Here is a 19,064-nt window from a genome sequence, read left to right on the forward strand (position 1 = left end):
CTACGGCTCCTCCGCCCCCGCCTGCTCCGGCTCCGGATCCGGCTCCTCGGCGATCGGGTCCAGCACGCGCACCCGGCCCGTGCGGGTGGTGCCGGGTTCGCCGCCCGTACGCCCGTCCTGCTCATCGGCCGCCGCGGGGCGCTCCGGGCCGTAGCGTCGCAGGAAGTCGAACAGGTCGGCTCCGAGGCGCAGTTGGGAAAAGCTGAGCTTTTCGCCTTCCGCCTGCCGCACCGGCGGTGCCCCGTCGGGCGACTCGCGGTCGAGCAGCGTGCCCGAGGCGTCGATCTCGAAGGAACGGGCGGTGCCCGCCAGCGTTTCCGCCGGCAACGGGGCGCCGTCGGGACCGGAGAACCGGACGGTGTTGCGGATGTTGACCGCGTACACGTACCGGCCGCCCGTCTCCACCAGAGCCCGGGCGCCCGGGCCGGCCGCCAGCAGCACCGCCGTCAGGGCCCCCAGCGCCTCGGCGCCCTCGCCGGGCAGGGGACGAAGGGCCAGGCGGACTCGTTCGCGCAGCCGCTGGTCGACCTCCAGCGACACCGCCTCCGCGAAGGTTCTGCCGCCCGCCCACGAGGTGCGGTAGGCCAGGGCCAGCTCGACCGGGGTCAGGCCGGCGTCGCGAACGGCCTCGGCGTGCTCGGGAGTCAGGAGCCCCGCCTGCCGGGCCTGCTCCACGGTCAGGTTCGGCGCGTCTTCGCGCTGACGCGGGTCGAAGGCGTGGACGCGGCCGGAGGGGTCCGCCCAGCGGTGGAAGCGGCCTTCGGGCCCGGTGAGCTCCAGCCGTACCGGAACGCCGGCCTCGTGGGCGAAGACGCGCAGCCAGTGGTCCCAGTTCAGCTCCACGTACCGCAGCGCGTCGGGCAGGCTCACCGGCCCCACGGAGCCGGTGTCCCGGCGGAGCGCTTCGTGGACCTCGTTCACCTCGCGGACCAACGCGTACAGGTCTTTCTCGGTGGCCTCGGCGGCGCCGTCGGCCTGCCGGGCCCGGTACCCGGTGAGGAGCTCGCGGGCCCTGGTGGCGTCCGCGCCCGTCACCGTTCCCGCCGCCAGGTCCGCCTCCACGGTGGTGACAGCCCAGTTCAGCGCCTCGGCATGGGCCATGCGGACCAGATCGGCGCGGTTCAGGGTGAAGGCGATCGCACGGAGGTCGCGCCCCTTGGTGTCGCGCCGCACGGCACGGAGCACCGTCTCCGGCAGCCGGGTCAGGGTGCCGCCGCGGGCCGTGGCGGCCTCGCGGAGCAGGGGGACGAGGTCGAGGGGCGCGCGGACCGCGTCGAGTGCGGCCCAGTCCTTCGGGCCGAGGGCCGCGGACGGGGGTGTCTGCTCCCAGAGGCGCAGCAGCTGCTCCAGCTCGCCTTCGTGCAGCTGGAGTTCGACACGGCCGGTGACGGGGCGGCTCTCCGCGGGCGGGTCCGAGTAGGTGACGAACAGGCCCTCGTGGCGCTTCTGGGCGATCAGGGACAGCCGGACCGTCGCCTCCACCCGCCAGGTCGCCGGGCCGAGCTGCTTGAGGTGCTGCTCACGCCGGTAGCTCTCGCCGACCGCGTCGGTCGTGGTCGCGCCGGTGACCCGGCTGAAGGGGGCCTCGCCGCCGTTGGTGCGCGCGACGTTGTCCTCGGTGTGGGCGACCGCGATCCCGACGGTGTTGAAACCCGCTGACGGCCGCCAGTCGTCGATGCCGACACTCGCCGTCGTCACGTTCAGGGACTTCCCGTAGCGTCCGGTGCCGATCTCCCCCTCGAACCGGCCGAGCACCCTCAGTTGTGAGAACCCGTGCAGCCTCAGGGACAGGTCGGCCCGCTCGCCGGACCGGCCGGGCGCGAACAGCGCCTTGCCGAGCACCACCGGGCCCCGTTGGGCCTGTGGCAGGAGGGCCGCGAGCTGTGTGGGGTTCGACAGTTGGAGGACGACGCTGTTGACCGGCACCCGGTCGGCCCGCGGATCGACGCCGAACAGCCGCTTCCACAGGGCGTCGGCCGCCGGGCGGATCTCCTCCAGCGACAGACCGGTGACGTACGCGTCGCCGGGCAGGGGCGGCAGCGGCCGCGGGTCCGGTGCGGGGAACGGACCGAACCCGGGCTGGAACGTGGCCACGGCGTTCGGCACCTGTAGGGCGATGGTGCCCCGTACGACGTCGGACGCCGAGTGGGTGTGGGTGCCCAGCCTACGGACGGCGGACGCGATGAGGTCGTTCAGCGACCAGCCCGGCCGCATCTTCAGTACCTCGGCCGTCACGTGCAGTTCGAAGGTGGCGTCGGCCCGCCAGGTCCCCTGGTCGTAGGTGTACGCGGTCTGCTCGTTGGTCTCCGTGGTGCCGCGGGTCAGCGCGCTGTGCGTGGCCGCGGCCATGCCCGCGCTGCTCATCAGGGCGAAGGAGCCGGCGCTGTCGCCGTCGCCGCCGCCGAACCTGGCGCTCACCGACACCGTGGCGTCCCGGGATGCGGTGCGGGAGGTCGTCGCGCCTCCGTGCCGGTAGTGCTCCAGACCGGTGTTCGGAAGGAACTCCCCCACCTCGAAGGCTCCGGTGACCGCGCGAAGCGTGAGGCCGACGATCTCCAGGCCCAGCCCGGCCCGGGGGAGCCCGGTGCTGGGGAAGTACAGGGTCATCCCGTCCGGGGAGAACAGTTCCTCAGCGAACGTCCACGTCCGCTTGCCGCCCAGCATGCCCTCCAGTGCGGCGCGCAGACCCTGGAGGGAGCCGATGTGCCGTCCCCCGGCACTCCACACCTCGGGGTTCGCGCTCAGGGCTCCGGGAGCCACCCTGTTCACCAGCTCCGTCACGACGGCCAGCGGCGTCCTGCCGGGTTCGTCGTAGACCACCTCGTGGACCGCGCTGTGGCCGAGGAGCCGGCTGCCCTCACGGGTCAGGTAGTCGGGCAGCCCGGTCCTGGGCTCGTCGGGCACGGGTGCCGGCGGGGCCTGAATGCTCCCGTCGGGGGCGGGCTTGCCGAACCGGGCCGCGAAGGCGCGCAGGATGCCGTCGTCCTGGAGGGGCAGTTCGCCGGCGCGGTGCATGTCCCACAGCAGGTCGGCCAGCTCGGCCCGCGGTGCGGTGAGCCTGGCCAGTGGGTCGGCGGCTTCGGCGCTCGGTGCGGAACCGGAACCGGCGGACGCGGTGTCCACCGGGTCGGGCGTGGTGTCCTTCCAGCGGACCAGGAGGGCGGCGAGGGTGTCGCCGCCGAGCCTGACCTCTCCCCGGCTCCAGGCGTTCATGACGTCGACGAGCTGCCGGTCGGGCACGGGCAGTTCGCCGCGGCCGTAGGCGCCCAGCGCCACCCACTCCGGCACCCCGTAGACCACATCGCGGTCGGGCACCGTCGTCGCCCCGGACCGGGACCGGGTGGGCAGCAGCTTGGCCGACTCCTGCCGCAGGACCTTGAGTGCGTAGGTGGCCGGGGCGCGGTAGAAGTACACGGGCCGGTGCGCCAGGCTCGGGATTCTGATCTCCTCGGTGGCGCCGGTCGTCTCCGTGACGGTGGCGGTGTTCCACTGCCGCCCCCAGGCGGCGTCCAGGCCGCCTTGCAGGGATCCGCTGCCGCTCACCGCCCCGCCGAGGGTGATGCTGGGGAGGGTCAGCTGGACGCCTCGGGAGTCGCCCTGCTCGTTGTTGGCCTGGGTCAGCCCCAGTGCGATGTTGCCCGACACGAACGGCTCCGACGTGGCGCCCACGAAGGTCGAGGGGCCCAGCTCGGCCGACAGGTGCACGGCGGCGTGCCCGTTGCGTACGAACCCGGCCTCGAAGACCTGGTCGGTGGAGATGCCGTCCGTCAGCACCTCGGGCAGGTGCGTGCGGATGGTGATCGGTCCCAGCAGGGTGCGCAGGAACTTCTCGGCGGGGCCGCCCGGGCGCCCCGCGGTGTCGGGGACGGCTTGGACCACCGCGTCGTACAGGCCGGTGGTGTCGACGTAGTGGACCACGCCGTGCTCCAGCAGCCTGGGCGGCGTCGGGACGGCCGCCGCCTCGCCCTGCGGCGTGCCGACCGGGTACAGCAGGACCCTGGCCTGCTGACGGGGCAGCAGGACACTGGGCGGTGGCCACCAGTTCCCGTACGTGCCCGGGGCCCGCCGGTCCAGGCCGCTCAGCCCGTTACGGGTCTCGTGGAAGAGGGCCTCGTAGTCCTCGTGGAGGGTGAACTCCCGGTTGTCGGCCCCGCCGTACTCCTGAAGCGTGGGCAGGCTGGTGAGACGGTTGCGGGACTGGGCCACGCTGGACTGCAGCATGCCGCTCGCGCCGAACCCGCCACTGCGGAGGATTCCGTCGGCGCCCCGGAAGCCCGCGGAGAGGCTGGTCCGCTTGCTGCTGCTCTCCGAGAACCGGGCGGTGTCCTGGCCGATGTCGAGGTGGACGAGCGTGTACGCGCCGGTCGTGCCCCGGAACTCCGGTTCCGTTCCGCGGGTGCGCCTGGCCTTGATCAGGACCGACAGCACCCTCGTGCCCGTGATGACGCCGAGCGAGCTGGTCGGGACCACCAGCTGCAGGAGCAGGCCGTCCTGCCTGATCACGGACTCGTGGACGCCCAGCGCCCGCTGGTTGAGGAACTTGGCGAGGATCCGCTGGTTCTCGAGCTGGTGCCGCAGCAGTGTGTCGCCGAGGTCGGGCCGGCTCAGCGGTGCCTCGGGATGAGCCGGAACGTATCCGCCTCCGCGCGCCGCTTCGTAGACGAGGTCGTGCAGTGCGCGGGCGGTGTCCTTACCGACAGTAAGGATGCCCGTGCCGAAACCGCGGCCGGAGGCCGCGTGCGCCGGCAGCCGCTCCAGGCCGGCGTCGTGTGCACCGCGTGTGCGGCGCAGCTCGGTGGTCTCGGGTACGGCGCGGGGGGCGCCGGCCGTTTCCGCCGGGGACGTCCCGGACGCGCCGGACCGGGCGGCGAAGGCGGGCGCGGGGGCGGGGCCCGAACCGGTGCCCGGTGCGACGGGGGTGGTCCGGACGGCCGACGCGCCCGGCCCGTCCTCGGCGACCGGCGCGGCGGGCCCGTCCTCGTCGGCCAGTGCCTCCTCGCCGACCGGCAGGCCGTAGCGGAACGCGTCGGCCACCGGGACCCGCAGGTGGCCCTCGCCGGGTACGGGAGCCGTCGTCCGCTGTCCCCGGCCGGCCACCGACACGACCGCGGTGTGCGTCCAGCCGACCTGGTAGCCGGCGGTCTCCTTCACCCGCAGTACCTCCACGCTGAGGCCGGTGCGGCCGACGCCGAGACCGACGCTGGAGGAGTACGTGCGGGCCAGTTCGAGGGAGATGTTGGGACCCGCCGGAAGCGGCGAGGCGGAACCCGACAGGGCGACGCGGGTCGACGCGGTCTTCGTGTCGCCGCTGCCGACACCGTCGATCGCCGTCCTGACGTCCTCCACCGCTGCCTTGTCGCTGGCCGCGCCCACCAGGACGGGCACGCCGTTCCGTTCGCTGCGCACCAGGACGGTCGCCCGGGGCTGTCCGTACCGGTTGTGGAGCGTGATCAGGTAGCCGGAGTCCGTCGCCTCCTCGAGGTGTGCCTCGAGGTCCCAGAGCTTCTGCACCAGTTCGTCACGCATGACGCTGCCGACCCGTAGGGGCAGGCCCTGCTCCCGCAGCAGGGCGACGATGCCGTCGAAGAGCTCGGGCAGCCTGGTCAGGCCCGCGGCGAAGTGCACCGGCGGCACCTGCTTGAGCAGTTCGCGGACCCGATCGCCCTCGGCGACGACCTGCCGCGCCGGTGCGGGCTCGAGGTAGTACTGCGGCACCTGGACCAGGAGCCGGTCGGTCTCGGCCGCCTCCACGGTGACCGGGGCGTCACCGGTACCGGTCTGCTCCGTGCCGGTGCGCAGGGCGATCCGCCAGGTGACCTTGAGGGCCACCATCTCCGAGTCCGTCTTGGCCACCGTGACGTGGCCCTCTTCGGCGTCGGAGACCGTGGTGGTGCTGCGGGCCGTGGCGTAGGACTGGGAGAGGCCGAGGCCGAGGCGGCCGACGCCGATGCCGAACGAGGCGGCGCCATTGATGCGGAAGGCCTCCGTGGGAGCCGAGTACGCCTTCACGACGGCGCCGGGGGTGATCAGGCTGTTGACCGCCTCGTTGGCGTGGAACGGCTTCGGCTCCTCGGGTTCGGGGAAGCGGCCCAGGGGCCGGCCCGGGGCTTTCTCGGAGTCCGACCGGGTGCCGCCCTCCGTGGTCGCCGAGGCGGTGTCCGGTTCGTGCTCCTCGGGCACGAGGGCCAGGGACCGGCCGTCGTAGGCGCCGGCCGCCCGCGGCACCAGCAGCGGGTCCGCCGTCGCCAGCCGGATACGCAGCTCGACGCCGTCCAGCCCGAGGACGAATCCGGCCCCGAGGTAGCGGTAGTTGAGCAGCAGGGTGCCGGGCAGCCCCTCCAGGGCGCTCCGGGACAGCCGGTGTCCCGCGCGGGCGGCCAGTTCCTCGACCGTGCGTACGATCTCGGGCATGGCGGGGAGCCCCGACCGGGGGACGGCGAGGGTCAGGGCGTGCGGGTCCAGGCCGCGGATCCGCCGGACGGGCAACGGGGCGGCCGGGTCGCCGAACGCTCCTGGTTCCTGCCCGGCCGTACGGGACGGCGCCACGGCCCGCTCCTGCGCGGCGGTGGCCGTCCCGCCGGGCTCGGCGCCCGGCCGAGTCGGCGCCGTGGACTGCTCCGGCGTCGAACGGGAGTCCTCGCGCTGCCCGGAGGTGCCCGGTTCCCCCATCGTCACGGGCCGCCGTCCGGCGGCGCCGTCCGGAGCCGGTGCCTGCCCGAGCGGCTGCGCGGGTGGCTGGTCGGACGTCTGGGCGTCAACCGCGCGCCGCTTGCCGAGGGCCCGCTCCGACGGGACGCGCGGCCCGTCCTGCGGCGTGCCGAAGGCCTCGTCGTCCCCGAGCTCCGACGATGCGGGTGTCCCGCCCGACGGCGCCGGGGCCTCCTCCGCCTCCGGCTGGTCCCCTACCGGCCCTGGGGCGAGATGCTCCCGTACCTGCTCCCCGGAACCGGTCGCGGTGGACGTCCGCGGCGCGTTCTCGGCCTCCGCAGCGGTCTCGGCCGCGGCGGCAGTGGGTAGCGGGCCCGCGATCCCGGCCGCGGCGGCGTCGGTCACGGTGGCGCCGGGCGCCGCGGCGGCATCGGTCGGGACGGCTTCGGCCGCAGGGGCGGCGGACGCGGTGCCGCCGGCCGCAGGTACGAAGCCGGCCGGCTCGACGGCGGCGGTGATGGTGGTGGTGGCGGGGGCGCCGGACACCACGGCCGCGTCGGTGGACGCGGGCACGGCGTCGCTCGCGCTTCCGTTCCCGGACACGTCGGCGCCGGCTCCGGCCGGCGCTGCCAGCAGCGGGGCCAGCAGCCGGTCCAGGTCGCCCACGAGCCGGCCGTCCTTCACCCGGATCATGCCGGTGACGCCACGGGGGACGGAGACGACCAGGGTGCCCCTGGGGCCGCGCAGGTGGACGTCCACGTCGAGGACGACATGGCGGTAGGGGGTGACGCTCTCCCTGTTGTGCTCGTCGGTCTCGGCCGCGCCCGAAGCGAGCCTGTCATCGCCGGCGGTGCCGCGCTCGTAGGGGTTGCGGTTCAGCAGCGCCACGTCGTCCGAACCGCCGCCGGCCTCCGGGCCGCCGCCGCGGTGGACGCCCCGGAAGCTCTCCCGCGCGCTCTCGTGCTCCTCGTCCTCCTGGGTGTAGACGCGGGCCTTCTGCTGCCTCTCGGGGCCGAACTCCGCCCCCGTCACCACCAGGCGGGCGCGGACCGTGCGGCCGTCCACCGCGATGGCGTGACCATCCCCCTCGAACAGGCTGGAGCCGCGGACGGCCAGCGTCTCGGGGCTGGTGTGCAGGTCGTAACGCGCGCGGGCGGGTGGCGCGAGGTGTTCACCGTCCGCTTCCCGGGGCCGCCGCCCGTCGGCCGCGGCCCGCAGGACCTCGTCCGGGTGGGCGCTGGGCCGCCCAGCGGCGACGGCGGCCCAGCGCCTGACCGCGTCGGCGGCCGGCACGTCCCAGATGTGCAGGTTCTCCGCCAGTCCGGCGACCGGCGCGGGGACGGCGGCGCCCCGCGGGGACCAGCGCGGGTCGTTCCCCACGGCGCGGCGGAACGGCGCCTGCGGCGACGTCCTCGGGCCCGCCTCCTCGGTCAGGTAGCGGGGGACGAGCAGCCGGACGGTGCCGTCGACGACGTCCGACTCCTTCCAGTCGAACGGCCGCGACCACGGCAGCGCCGCGGGGCGCAGGCCCACCGTCCGGGCGACGGCGCCGGCCATGAACGCGGCGCCCTGGGAGAGCATGCGGACGGCTTCGGCGTTCTGGTGGGTGACGCCCACCTCGACCCGGTACCGCAGCGGGTGCGTCATCTCCTGCGCGCCCCTGGTGCCGGGTGCGGCTCCCTTGTCCCGGGGGCTGGTGCGGTGGATGTCGAGGACCTTCTCGGACCGGGACTCCTCCACGGTGCGTCCCACCGCGTAGCCTGCCGAGAGGTCGGCACCGGCGTGGCCCTGCTCGCCCGCGAGCGCGTCGTGGATGCCGCCGCGGCCGGTGATCACACCGCCGACGCCGGTCGCGTAGCCGCCACGCTCGCTGGTCTTCTCCTCGCGCACCCCCTCGTTGCGCAGGGTGTGGGTGATCTCCGGGCGGTGGGCGCCGGACCGTGCCGGCTCCACCTTCTCCACCTGCACCCGTACCCACACCATCCGTCGCGCGCCGGCGAAGCCCGGCAGGACGAACGACGCGGTGAGTCCACTGCCCAGCGTGGCGCCGAACCCGGCGGCCAGCGCCGATGAGCCGAACGTCTGCTCCACCCAGTGGCGCAGCGGCTCGACGGGCAGCGGTCGGCCGTCGACCGGGGCGGCCAGCAGCCGGTGCGCGCGCAGCCGCTCGACGACGGCCCGCGCCACCTGGTCGCCCTGCAGCACCTCGGCGTGCGCGGCGTTGCGCGGCAGCAGGCCGCCCAGGTAACCGCGGGTGACGGGGGCGTCCTCGGCCGTCCCGGCCCCCTTCCGGTCCGCGTCCGCCGAGGGCATGAGGTCGGCGATCCGGCGTTCGGGGACGAGCAGGGTCAGGTGGTCCGTGACGGTGATGTGCCGCTCCACGCTGTCGAGGACCCTGGCACGGCCCTCGCTCCCCCGGGACCTGACCAGTTCGATCCGCCATCCGCCGTCGGCGGTGACCAGCCGCTTGGGGCCGGAGTCGGTGGTCCGGGTGATGTGGATGACGCCGTCGTCCGTGGTCCGGCGGACGCCCTGGTGCACCTCCGCGGAGGCGTAGGCCATCACGGTGACGCGGCCGCCGGGCACGCCGCCGTGCCGCCCCGACTCGGCCCCCGTGAGGTGCCCGTCGCTGATCTCGACGTCGCCGCCCGAGTCGGAGCCGTACCGGAACTGGAACTGGGGACCGCCGAGGATCTGCGCGGCGCGGTCGACGCCCCGCACCGAGGTGTGCCGTACGGCGGACTTGGCGTAGTGCTCGATCTCCACCTCGCCCGCGGGCTCGTCCAGGCGCGGCCGGAGCGGGGTCAGCTCCAGCCGCACGGCGACGTACTCGCCGTCGGACGACCGGTGGACGATCTCCGTCCCGCCGGGGCGGGTGAGTGCGTTCAGGTCGGCGGCCAGGGCGCGCGGGGTCAGCCGCGCGGCCACTTCTGGCGGCAGTGTGGCGCCGCCCGCCGTGCGGGCGTAGAGGCCGGCCACCGTCTCGCGCAGCACCGGCGCGTCGAGGAACGTCGGGTAGACGCCGGAGGTGCCCAGGGACAGGTCGAGGGCTGCCTGGTCGCGGGGGGCGGTGCGGCCGGCGCGGCGCAGCGTGCCCGCGGCCCGTGCGTCGGCCTCGGTGACGGGGGTGCGGGGTACGACCTGGTGCGGTACGAGGACGTGGGCGGTGAGTTCGGGCCGGTCCAGCGACCACCGCTCGGTCTTGTGACGCCTGGCCCCGAGGAACACCTCGTAGCCGACCCGGATGACGTGCCGGTCGACCGGTCCCTCCGTCTCGACGCGCTCGTAGGATCCGGCGGTGGTGCCGAAGCCGGTGCCGGAGCGGAAGGTGACGCCGCCCTCGAGCCTGCCGACGCCCGCCTGGATGCGCACCCCGCCGGCCAGGGAGATGCGGGTGACGCCGCCCAGGGAGCCGCGTACGAACAGGCTGTGACCGGTGCCGCCGGTCACCGTGCGGCTCGTGGACACCCGGGTGTTGAGGGTCGTGGGGTGCGTGGTGACCCGCACGGTGTCCAGCAGCCGCACGCGTATGCCGAACTCGACGTCGCCCACGGTGTGGCTGGTGCCGGTGAGCGCGTCGGTCAGGTCGCCGAGCAGAGCGGCCGGGCCGGCGTGCATCTCGATGTGCTCGAGGAGCGCGTCCCGGCGGGCGGGGCTCATCCCGGTGCGGCGGGCGAGGTCACGGGCGGCCGCGCGCAGGGAGTCCACGACGCGTTCGGCGCCCGGGAGCGCGGCGGCCACGGCGAGCGGCGGCAGTCCCCGCCGGGTGGCCAGGTACAGGGGCTCTTGCGGGCGCGGCGCCGTCAGGGCCGCCTCCACGAGCGGGGCCGGGGGCGTCGGCGAACGGTCGGGCCCGGCCCCGGCGACGTCGAGCAGCCTTCGTACGTACGGCGCGTCGGCGACCGGTGCGGCCGCGGCCGGGGGACGGTTCTGCAGCGTCCACAGCACCTCCGGGCTGCGTACCTGCCCGAGGGCCTCCTCCTCGAACTCGGCCGCGCCCTCCCCGTCCCACCAGGGGACGCCGAGGTCGGCGGTCAGTTCCACGGTGTGGGAGGCGTCGGACAGACGGGGACGGGAGCGGGAGGACAACTCGACGAGCACGCTGAGACCGGCCCGGTAGCGGGCTTCGTCCTCGGTGGTGGTGAGGACGGTGTGGCGCCCGGACTGGACGGTCTCCTTCTGGCTCCAGGAGCTCTTCGAGCCGACGGTGAGCATGGCCATGGGGAACTGCCCGCTGGTGGCCGCATGGTGTCCGGGTGCGTGCGTCGCGGGGGCCGCCAGGCCCATGACGCTGGCCCCGGCGGTGACCGAGACGGAGCTCTCGCCGCTCCGGCCGCTGACGAACGCCGACCCGACGCCCAGGTCCTCGCGGATCTTCACCGGCGGCGTCCGGCCGAGGTACTCCAGCCGGACGCCGGTCACCCGGAGGGTGACCCGGACGTCCGTGCCCAGGCCGGGCAGCACGGCGCCGACCCGGACGGTGCGGTCGGAGTATCCGGCGCCCAGCGCGGTGAGCCCGCGTTTGCGGACCTCCTCGCTCAGGATCTCCAGCCGCGCCATGATGCTCCGCACCGGGTCCGGGCCCAGCCGGGCGTCGAGCAGACGCTTTTGCACGTAGAGGGCGACGGGCGTCATGTCGAGGGCGTGGACGACCGGGCGGTGCAGACGGGGCGGCGCCGTGCGGGCGCCGGCGGTGTGGGCGGGCGAGGGCGGATCGGCCAGGGAGGGGGTGGGCTCGCCGGCCGTGGAGTGCGAGGCCGGGAAGTCGGCCACCAGGCCCCGGTCCACGGGACGCAGCGTGCGGCTGTCCCGTCCGTCGACGTACACCCGGAAGACGACGTCCGCGTCGAAGCCGGTGGTCTCCGCGACCATGCTGCCGTGTCCGGCGATCACGGTCCGGTGGGCGCCCCGGACGACGGCGTTCTCCGCCTCGCCCCGCACCGCGGGAACCCCGGGGACGGCCGCGGACGCGGCGGCGGAGGTCAGGGTGAGGGCCGTGAGCACACCGAAGGCGACGGCGTCCGTGACGGACCGGGACTGCTCGGCCGCCACCGACTTGGCGGCGAACCGGACGCCGTAGGTGCGCACGTCCCCGTCCTCGGCGACGCTCCGGGTCGGCCTTGCGTTCTCGAGCGCGGGCTTGAGCCAGACGAGCCGGGCGGGGTTCCCGTCGCCCGCGGGGACTGCGTGGTAGACGCCCCGGCGCAGCAGGTCCGACCAGGCGGTCGGGTCGGTGGTGCGCAGGGCGGTGGCGAGCACCGGCCTCAGGTGCGCGGCCAGCACCGGATCGTCGAAGCCCTCGAGGGCCTGCCCGGCCTCCGCGTCGGCCCGCTCCGGGGTCAACGTCGCCACGCCGCGCACCGCGCCCTCGCCGAGCATGCCGTGCCGCGCGTACCAGGGGGCGCGCGGCGCGGTGTCGGCTCCGGTGTCCTGCCCCGGCGCGGGGTCGCCGGGTGCGCCCCGCTCCTGTTCCTGTGCCGGGTCGCCGGACCGGCCGGTCTCTTGCGCGGTGCCAGCCTGTGGCCGGGCCTCCTGGGCGGCGGTTCCTCCATGAGTGCCGGCGGCGTCCGCCTGGGCTCGCAGCGGACCGTCGACCATGGATTCCCCGGCGTCGGCCATCGCGCCCCGCACGGTCCCGCCGACCTGCCCGAGGGGACCCGCGTCCGCCGTGCGAGCCGTCGGGTGCGCGTAGGGGGCGTACACCTCGGCGATCTGTCGCAGATCGTTCTTCGTCAGCGTGAAGATGTCCGGGTCCGCTCCGTACAGCCGGCCCATCAGGCTCGTCCCCGGTTCCTGTGCGTCGGCGTCATGGACACCCAGGCCGTGGACGAACTCATGGACGTGGGCCACCGGGTGGACGTCGGCGAACCAGGTGAGCTGGTTCATCCCGTGCCCCTCGGCGGGCAGACCGGGGCGCACCTCGACCACGCCGTGGGCCGCCGCGTGGTCCGCGACGAACTGCACGCTCACGCGCAGCAGCGGTCCCGCTCCCGCTCCGTCCCCGTTGTGTGGGGTGAGGTTCCACAGGTCGTCCAGCCGGTGGCCGGGCTCGTTGAGATACCTCTCGATCGCATGGGCCAGTCCCTGGCGGACACGGTCGAGATCCGCCTCGCCGGCTCCCTCGGCGGCGACCAGATGAATGCGGCGGACCAGGTGCAGGACCGGGGCGGTACCTGGCGCGCCCTCGTGCCACGTCCAGGTGTAGCCGACGTCGGTCCGCTCGCCGGACCGCCGCGCGCGCTCCAACCGCCACCGTCCGTCAGGGTCCGCGGACAGGACGAACGGCTCGGGCCCCGACTGGACCGACAGTCTGCGCCACCGGTCGGTGACGACCTCTCCGGCCCCCGTGACCGCGCCGAGCCCAGACGGATGCGTCTGCCGCGAGCGGTCTGCGTCGGCAGGAATCCCGGTGCGCTCGCCGTCGACGAGGCCGTAGCCGACGCGGGGGGCGAGGTCCGGCACGCCACCGGGGTACGGGCCCGTCCCCGCGTGGTACTGGTGCCGCACCCTGATCACCGCGCTGCGCAGCCGCTGCCGCTCGTCGCCGCCCATCGTGGCCAGTACGGGATCACCGGCGGACCCGCGGCCGACGGCGTTGACCGTGAAGTCGGCGGCGGTCGCACCGTTGGCGGCTCGCGCCGCCGTGGTCAGTTCCGCGGCGATCCGGTCCCGCAGGAACTGTGCGACGGTGTCGGCGCGTGTCTGCGCGCTGCGTTGCGCACCGGCGGTGCCCGATCCCAGAAGCCGGCTTCCGCCGTTCCCGAAACCCGTCACGTCCACGACGGTGTGCGCGAGCCCGTGTGCCCGGCCGGTGACCGCGTCGGCGACCACCTGGGCTGCCAGACCGGCAACGAGGGCCATGGCCGTGGGCGACAGCGACTTCTCGCCCTGGGCGAAGGGGACAACAGCGATCTGGGGTGCGGGCGGGGAAACCGGCCAGGAGTGCCCGTGGGCCCACACCACCTGCTGGGAGGCGGCGTCCCAGGTTCCCGTCATTCCGGTCTGCCGGTCCAGCACCCTGACGAACGCGGCGGGATCGATGCGCCCGACGAAGGCGACCTCGTCCTCGGTGGCCAGGGAGGGCAGCCCCCGGCGGCGCAGTGTGGCGATGACGTCCACACCGGTCGCGTCGCTGTTGCGCCAGGGCTGGATCTCGTAGCGGTACCTGCGGTTCATGAACCACAGCTGGCTGTCCCGGGTCGTGGCGATGAACTGCGAGGCGTCGTTCTGGGTCGTCCACGCACGGGTGCTCAGGATGTTCTGGACGTCCCGGCCGCTGAAACCTTGGGCGAACACCACCTCGGGGGGCTGCGAGGAGAAGTGCCACAGCGTCTCGCCCGGCCTGCTCTCCACCACCTTCTTGCGGTCCTGCGGGTGGATGAGCTGGTAGTCGACGCGCGGCGGTCCGTCGGGGAGCCCGGCAGCGGTTCCGGCATCCCGAACGGCGTCGGCGGTAGACGCATCCACTGTGTCCCGCCCGGCGGCCTGCGCGGCGCCTCCCTCGGCCGGGTCGAGAAGCCCGGCCGGCAGCACGCGGCTGCCGAGACCGTCCCGGGATGCGCCCGGCAGGGTGCGCGGCAGCCCGCGCGACCACTCGGGCAGGGCGAACGTGTCCCGCAGCAGTTCGCCGGTCGGCGGAGCGGCTTCCCGGTGCCCCGAGGGCGCGCCACGGCGGCCGCCCTCACCGGCGGTGGCGGTCGCCAGGGTGGCGGTATCGCCGGGCGGTTGCGCGTGCTCGTCGGGGAACAGGCCGTCCAGGGCCACGTGGCTGCGGAGTTCCTCCTCGGTCAGTGGTGGGAGGCTCCGGTAACGCCGGACGTCGTTGTCGTAGTCCAGCCCGTACACGCCGCCCTGCGCCCGGTCCCACATCTGCGCGGTGAGCATGACCTCGTGCATGGTGTGGTGGCCGACGCCGACGAGCACGCCGACGGCGGCCAGCCGGACCGTCCGCATGTCGACGGGGAATTCCGTCTTCGCCGCCATGTATTCGGCCACCGCGAGCAAGTTCCAGGTGCTTCCGGAGAGCCCGGTGCTGACCAGACCCCCCGCTTCCTTCGAGCCCTGATGCAGTTCGCCCGAGAAGGGCAGCCTGGTGTGGTCCTCACCGCGTACCCACTGCAGCCGCTCGCGGCCGTCCCCGCCGCGGAGGACCGCGAAGGCCCGTTCGGCCGCGCTCAACGGCGGCCGTACCTCGTCGGGCCGCTGCGCGGTGCCGCGCTTCTCGCCCCTCGTGCGTTCTTTCCGCTGCGCCCTTATCTCGGGAGGATGTGTGAAGTGGAGCATGCCGCTCGTGCCGACGAGGGCGGTCAGCATGGAGACGAGCTCGCGCAGGTTGCCCTCCTGCACCGTGGCGGCGAGCACCGCCAGATCGGTACCGACCGCGCCCGGAACCGTCGGCGCGTTGCGCCCGAACGCCGTCAGGTGTTCGGGGTTGTTCCTCCATATGTACCACCAGGCGGCCTCGGTCAGCTCGCGGATGTGGTCCCTCACGGCGGGCATGCCCGTCATGATGTGGTCCGCCAGCCGCCTTTCGAACTCCTCGGAGGCTTCCAGGTAGTGGATGGCCCGCATGTCCTCGTCGGACGCGGGCAGCGGCGTGAAGGCGGCCCCGGCCCGGTCCGCCGTCCCGTCGGCGGCCGGGCCGTCCGCACGGGTGCCGGCGGAACCGGTGTCCTCCCGCTCTACGGCCGGGACCGCCGCCCCGTGGAACTCCAGCGCCCTGGCCAGCTTCCGGGCGGTCTCGAGCTGGTTGGAACCTACGGCGTCCGCGTATGCCTTCCGCAGGCCGTCGATCATCGATTGCCCGGTGTCGGCCATCCTGACCTGGACAGATCCACCCTTGACGAGCAGGCCCAGGTCTTGCAGCCGCTGCTCGGCCTGCTGCAGCTCCTTCCTCGCCTGTGCCTGTAGCTGCGCCTGCGCGCGGCCGCCCTGGCCATGCCCCGCGCGCTGCGCGCCGACCGCGTCGTAGTAGTCCCCGAGCAGCTTCGCCAGTGTCGCCAGACCCGCGTCCCCGGCAGGCCGCGACACGGTCCCGCCGGCTCTCGCGCCCTCGCCGGCCGACTCCGGCTGCCTGCCCTTGGACGATGCCTTCTGCTTCCCCTTGCCCTTGCCCTTGCCCGCGTCCACGGCCGCCGCGGACGCGTTCTGACGCGAGCGTTCCCGCTCCAGCATCTCCCGCGACGCCCGCATCGCCTCATGGTTGAACACCACCGCCGCATCCAGCGGACCCGCCGTGGCAGTGCCCCCGCCCCACACGTAGCCGTTGCCCAAACGCTTGGTCGCGATCCCCGTCACCAGGAGATCCACCTGGCCGTCCGCGCCCACCACGAACACGAACGACGCACCCCAACTGCCGTACCGCAGATGAACGTGCAACCCCTGATGCAGCCCGTACTTGCCCTCCCGCGGCTGCAACTCCCCTGACGCCGCCCTCCCCAACGCCGCGAGATCATCCCCTTCCAGGCCCTTGTCCAGATTCGGCTCGGCGAAGAGGACCCGCCCACTGTGCGTCCACGTGGACGGCTCATCGACCCGCACACCGGCCAGCCGCTCCGCGACCTCCGCGACCTCTTCCGCAGCCCTGCGCTCCCGCTCCTCCCGCAGCCCCTGCCACACCGGCAACGACTCCGCACGCACCCGCTCCCGCTGGTCCCCCTCCAGCACCACCGCCACCTGATCCAGATGAGCCTGGAAGTCCTCCTCGAAACTCCTGAACTCCCCCCCACCCGACGCCAGGAAGTCACCGAAGGCATACTCACGCCACCGCCCCGGATCGACCGCCACGTTGTCCGCGATGTCCGAGTTCAACAGCAGCGCCAGGAACTCCGGCCGCTCCCCCGACCCCCGCAACGCCTCCGCGTTACCCGCGTCCAGCAGCAAATCCGCCGCCTCCGGCCGCGACAACAACGTCTCCGCCCACAACACCTCCGCACCCGCCCTGCGCACGACACCGCCCCGGCCCCCACCACCCCTCACAGCAGCCTTGCCGGCAGACCTGGCGGCGCTCTTGCCGCGCCCCGCACGCGCCGCCTCCCCGGAGACAGCTGTGCCTTGCGCCTCGGGGGCCGGAGCAGTCGCGGCCACACCCGGCTCCGCTGCGGCGGACACCGGTGCCATCACGGCTTCCACCGCTCGCGCCACCTCCGCCCCGGAACCCTCCCCGAACAGAGCAGGCCGCTCCCGCTCCAGCTGCCGCAACCCGTCCGCCAGAGCAGAACCCCGCACAGCCGCCAGCTCCAGCAACTCCGGCGTGTCCAGGAAACGCTCCGTGAAGCCCGGCCGCTCCTGCAGAAAAGCGACCAGCCCCGTCAGCTGACGCCGCCGCATCCTCGGCGTCAACGCCCCCGCCAGCACCTCACTGGCCACCACCGCACGCCACAGCACACCGTCCTCACGCGCGTCCGACACCATCCGGTGGTTGCGCTCCAACACCCCCACCGTCCACGGAGCCCGCCCCACCTCCCCCCGCAGCCTCGACGACCCCGCCAACGCCTCAGCCAGACCCGGCACCACACCCAGCGCCCGACGCACCTGCGCCGACCCCAGCACCAGATCCGCCGCATCCCCCCCCTGCCGCAACAGACCATGCACAGCCGGATACCGCTTCAACAACCCCGGCACACCAGGATCCTCGGCAACCGCCGCCACCACCCCAGGACTGGACAGAGCCGTCTCCAGCAACTCCGCATCCCCGAGCACCACACCCACCACCCCCGGGTGGGCCTCCAGCAACGCGTGCAACTCCCCGGCCGCCATGAACCGCTCCACCAGCAGATCACTGGTGAACACCCCGGCATGCGCCGCAACCCCGGCCGCCACCTGCGGCACCGCCGCCAGCCCCGCCACCGCCTGCGGATTCCGCTTCAACCACCGCACCAACGCAACACCACTGGCAGCCAGATCCCCCACCGCCGTTCTGCCCGGCGACACACCCAACTGGTTCAGGCTGTTCAGCAACGGTCGCGCATCAACGGCCAACAACTCCTCAGCCAAAGGGCTGTTGTCGGCGAACACACGCGCCATCGACTCGCTGAGCCCCACCACCTGCCGCAAGGTCTGGTTCGACTGTACGGCCATCCACGCTACGGCGTTCCTGTAGAGCCGGGGCAACTCACGGTTGGCGACGAGCTCCATCGCCCACAGGGGCTGGGCGACCATCTGCTGGCCGATGTCCTTGCTGTCGAGCACCAACCGGTAGAGGGAGTCGTTGGTGCGCAGCGCACTGCTGAGCCGCGGAATGCGGTAGAGCGCCCACAGGAGGCCGGAGGAACGGTCCAGAAGGCGCGGCAGAAGCGTCGGCCGCACGGTGAGCAGGGGAAGCAGATCGCTGTCGTTGTACAGGGCCGCACCCAGCGCCTTGCTCTTCTTGGCCGCCTCGAACAGCTCCTTGTTCAAGCGGACCGCCGCATCGACGACCAGGAAGTGCTGGAACCACTCCGGCGATATCGCGACCTGCTGGAACTTGTCCCCCCGGTCCGTGTCCGGATTCAGGTGCCACAGCTCGGCCATGGCAAGCCCCAACCGCCATACAGGAAGGCCTTCGGGAAACAGTTGCGGCTCGCCCGTGAGACTCTCGTCGGCCACGACCGCCATCAGCTGCGCGGCCCAGCCGGAGCCTCCCTTCTTCTTGGCCCCCCTGGCCTGGTTCTTGGCCCCCCTGGCCTGGGTCACCGCATCACGGAGCCTCTCGCTCTTCAGCGCCTCCACGAAGCCGGGACGCGCGATCGCCTCGGCGAACACCGCCGGCGCCGACGCCAGCAGGTTCAGGAGGCTGAGATCCTGGCTCAGCACCTCGAGCAACGGCTTGTTGTCGAACAGCAGTCGCCAGTGCTGGTAGGAGATGTCCACCGGCGGTCTGCCCGCGAGCTCCTTCACCAGACCCGGGTACGGCAGCAGGTTCGCCATCGCCTCGTTACCCAGGTGGTTGAGCATGTTCGCGTGGTCGCCCGTCAGGCGCAACAGCGCGGCTTCGTCGCGCAGCACCACCTCCAGGAAGACCGACAGGTCGGCTGCCGCCCCGGCCGCCAGTGTGTAACCCGATCGCCACACGTTCTGCTGGGCCCGCTCATCGAAGGGTCGCGCGCGCCAGATCCCGACCAGAATGTCAACGTGAATCGGCGGGAACATCCGCAGTAGCTGGCCGTATGTAGGCATCTGGAACAGCATCTGCGCCACGTGGTGTTCGGCCGCCGCGTCCGCGGCGAGCTTGCGGCGCGGATCGCCGGCAGGCACGGTGACGAGCTGCGCGGGTGTGATGCCCGCACGAGGGCCTGCAAGCCATTCCCTGAGGTCCCTGTGGCGCAACGCACTCGACAGCACGAGCGGGGCCAGCAGCGGCGATCCCTCACGCACCGCCGGCCGCAGGTCGTTACCGCGGTCGGTCAGCAACCGCCGGAAGTGGTGGGGCCAGTGCA

General features: G+C 73.6%; 1 protein-coding gene (only partly in view). It reads right to left on the bottom strand.

Annotated elements, in window-relative coordinates; translation table 11 throughout:
* Window positions 1-19,064, bottom strand: partial view of a scabin-related ADP-ribosyltransferase gene (locus ACZ4WH_RS23970; protein WP_468183651.1) — the 3' portion only. The gene runs 8,926 nt beyond the window's last position; 19,064 of the gene's 27,990 nt are visible here — the last part of the coding sequence; the start codon falls outside the window, past its right edge; its stop codon occupies window positions 1-3.

The sequence above is a fragment of the Streptomyces sp. NPDC029138 genome (assembly GCF_055564375.1).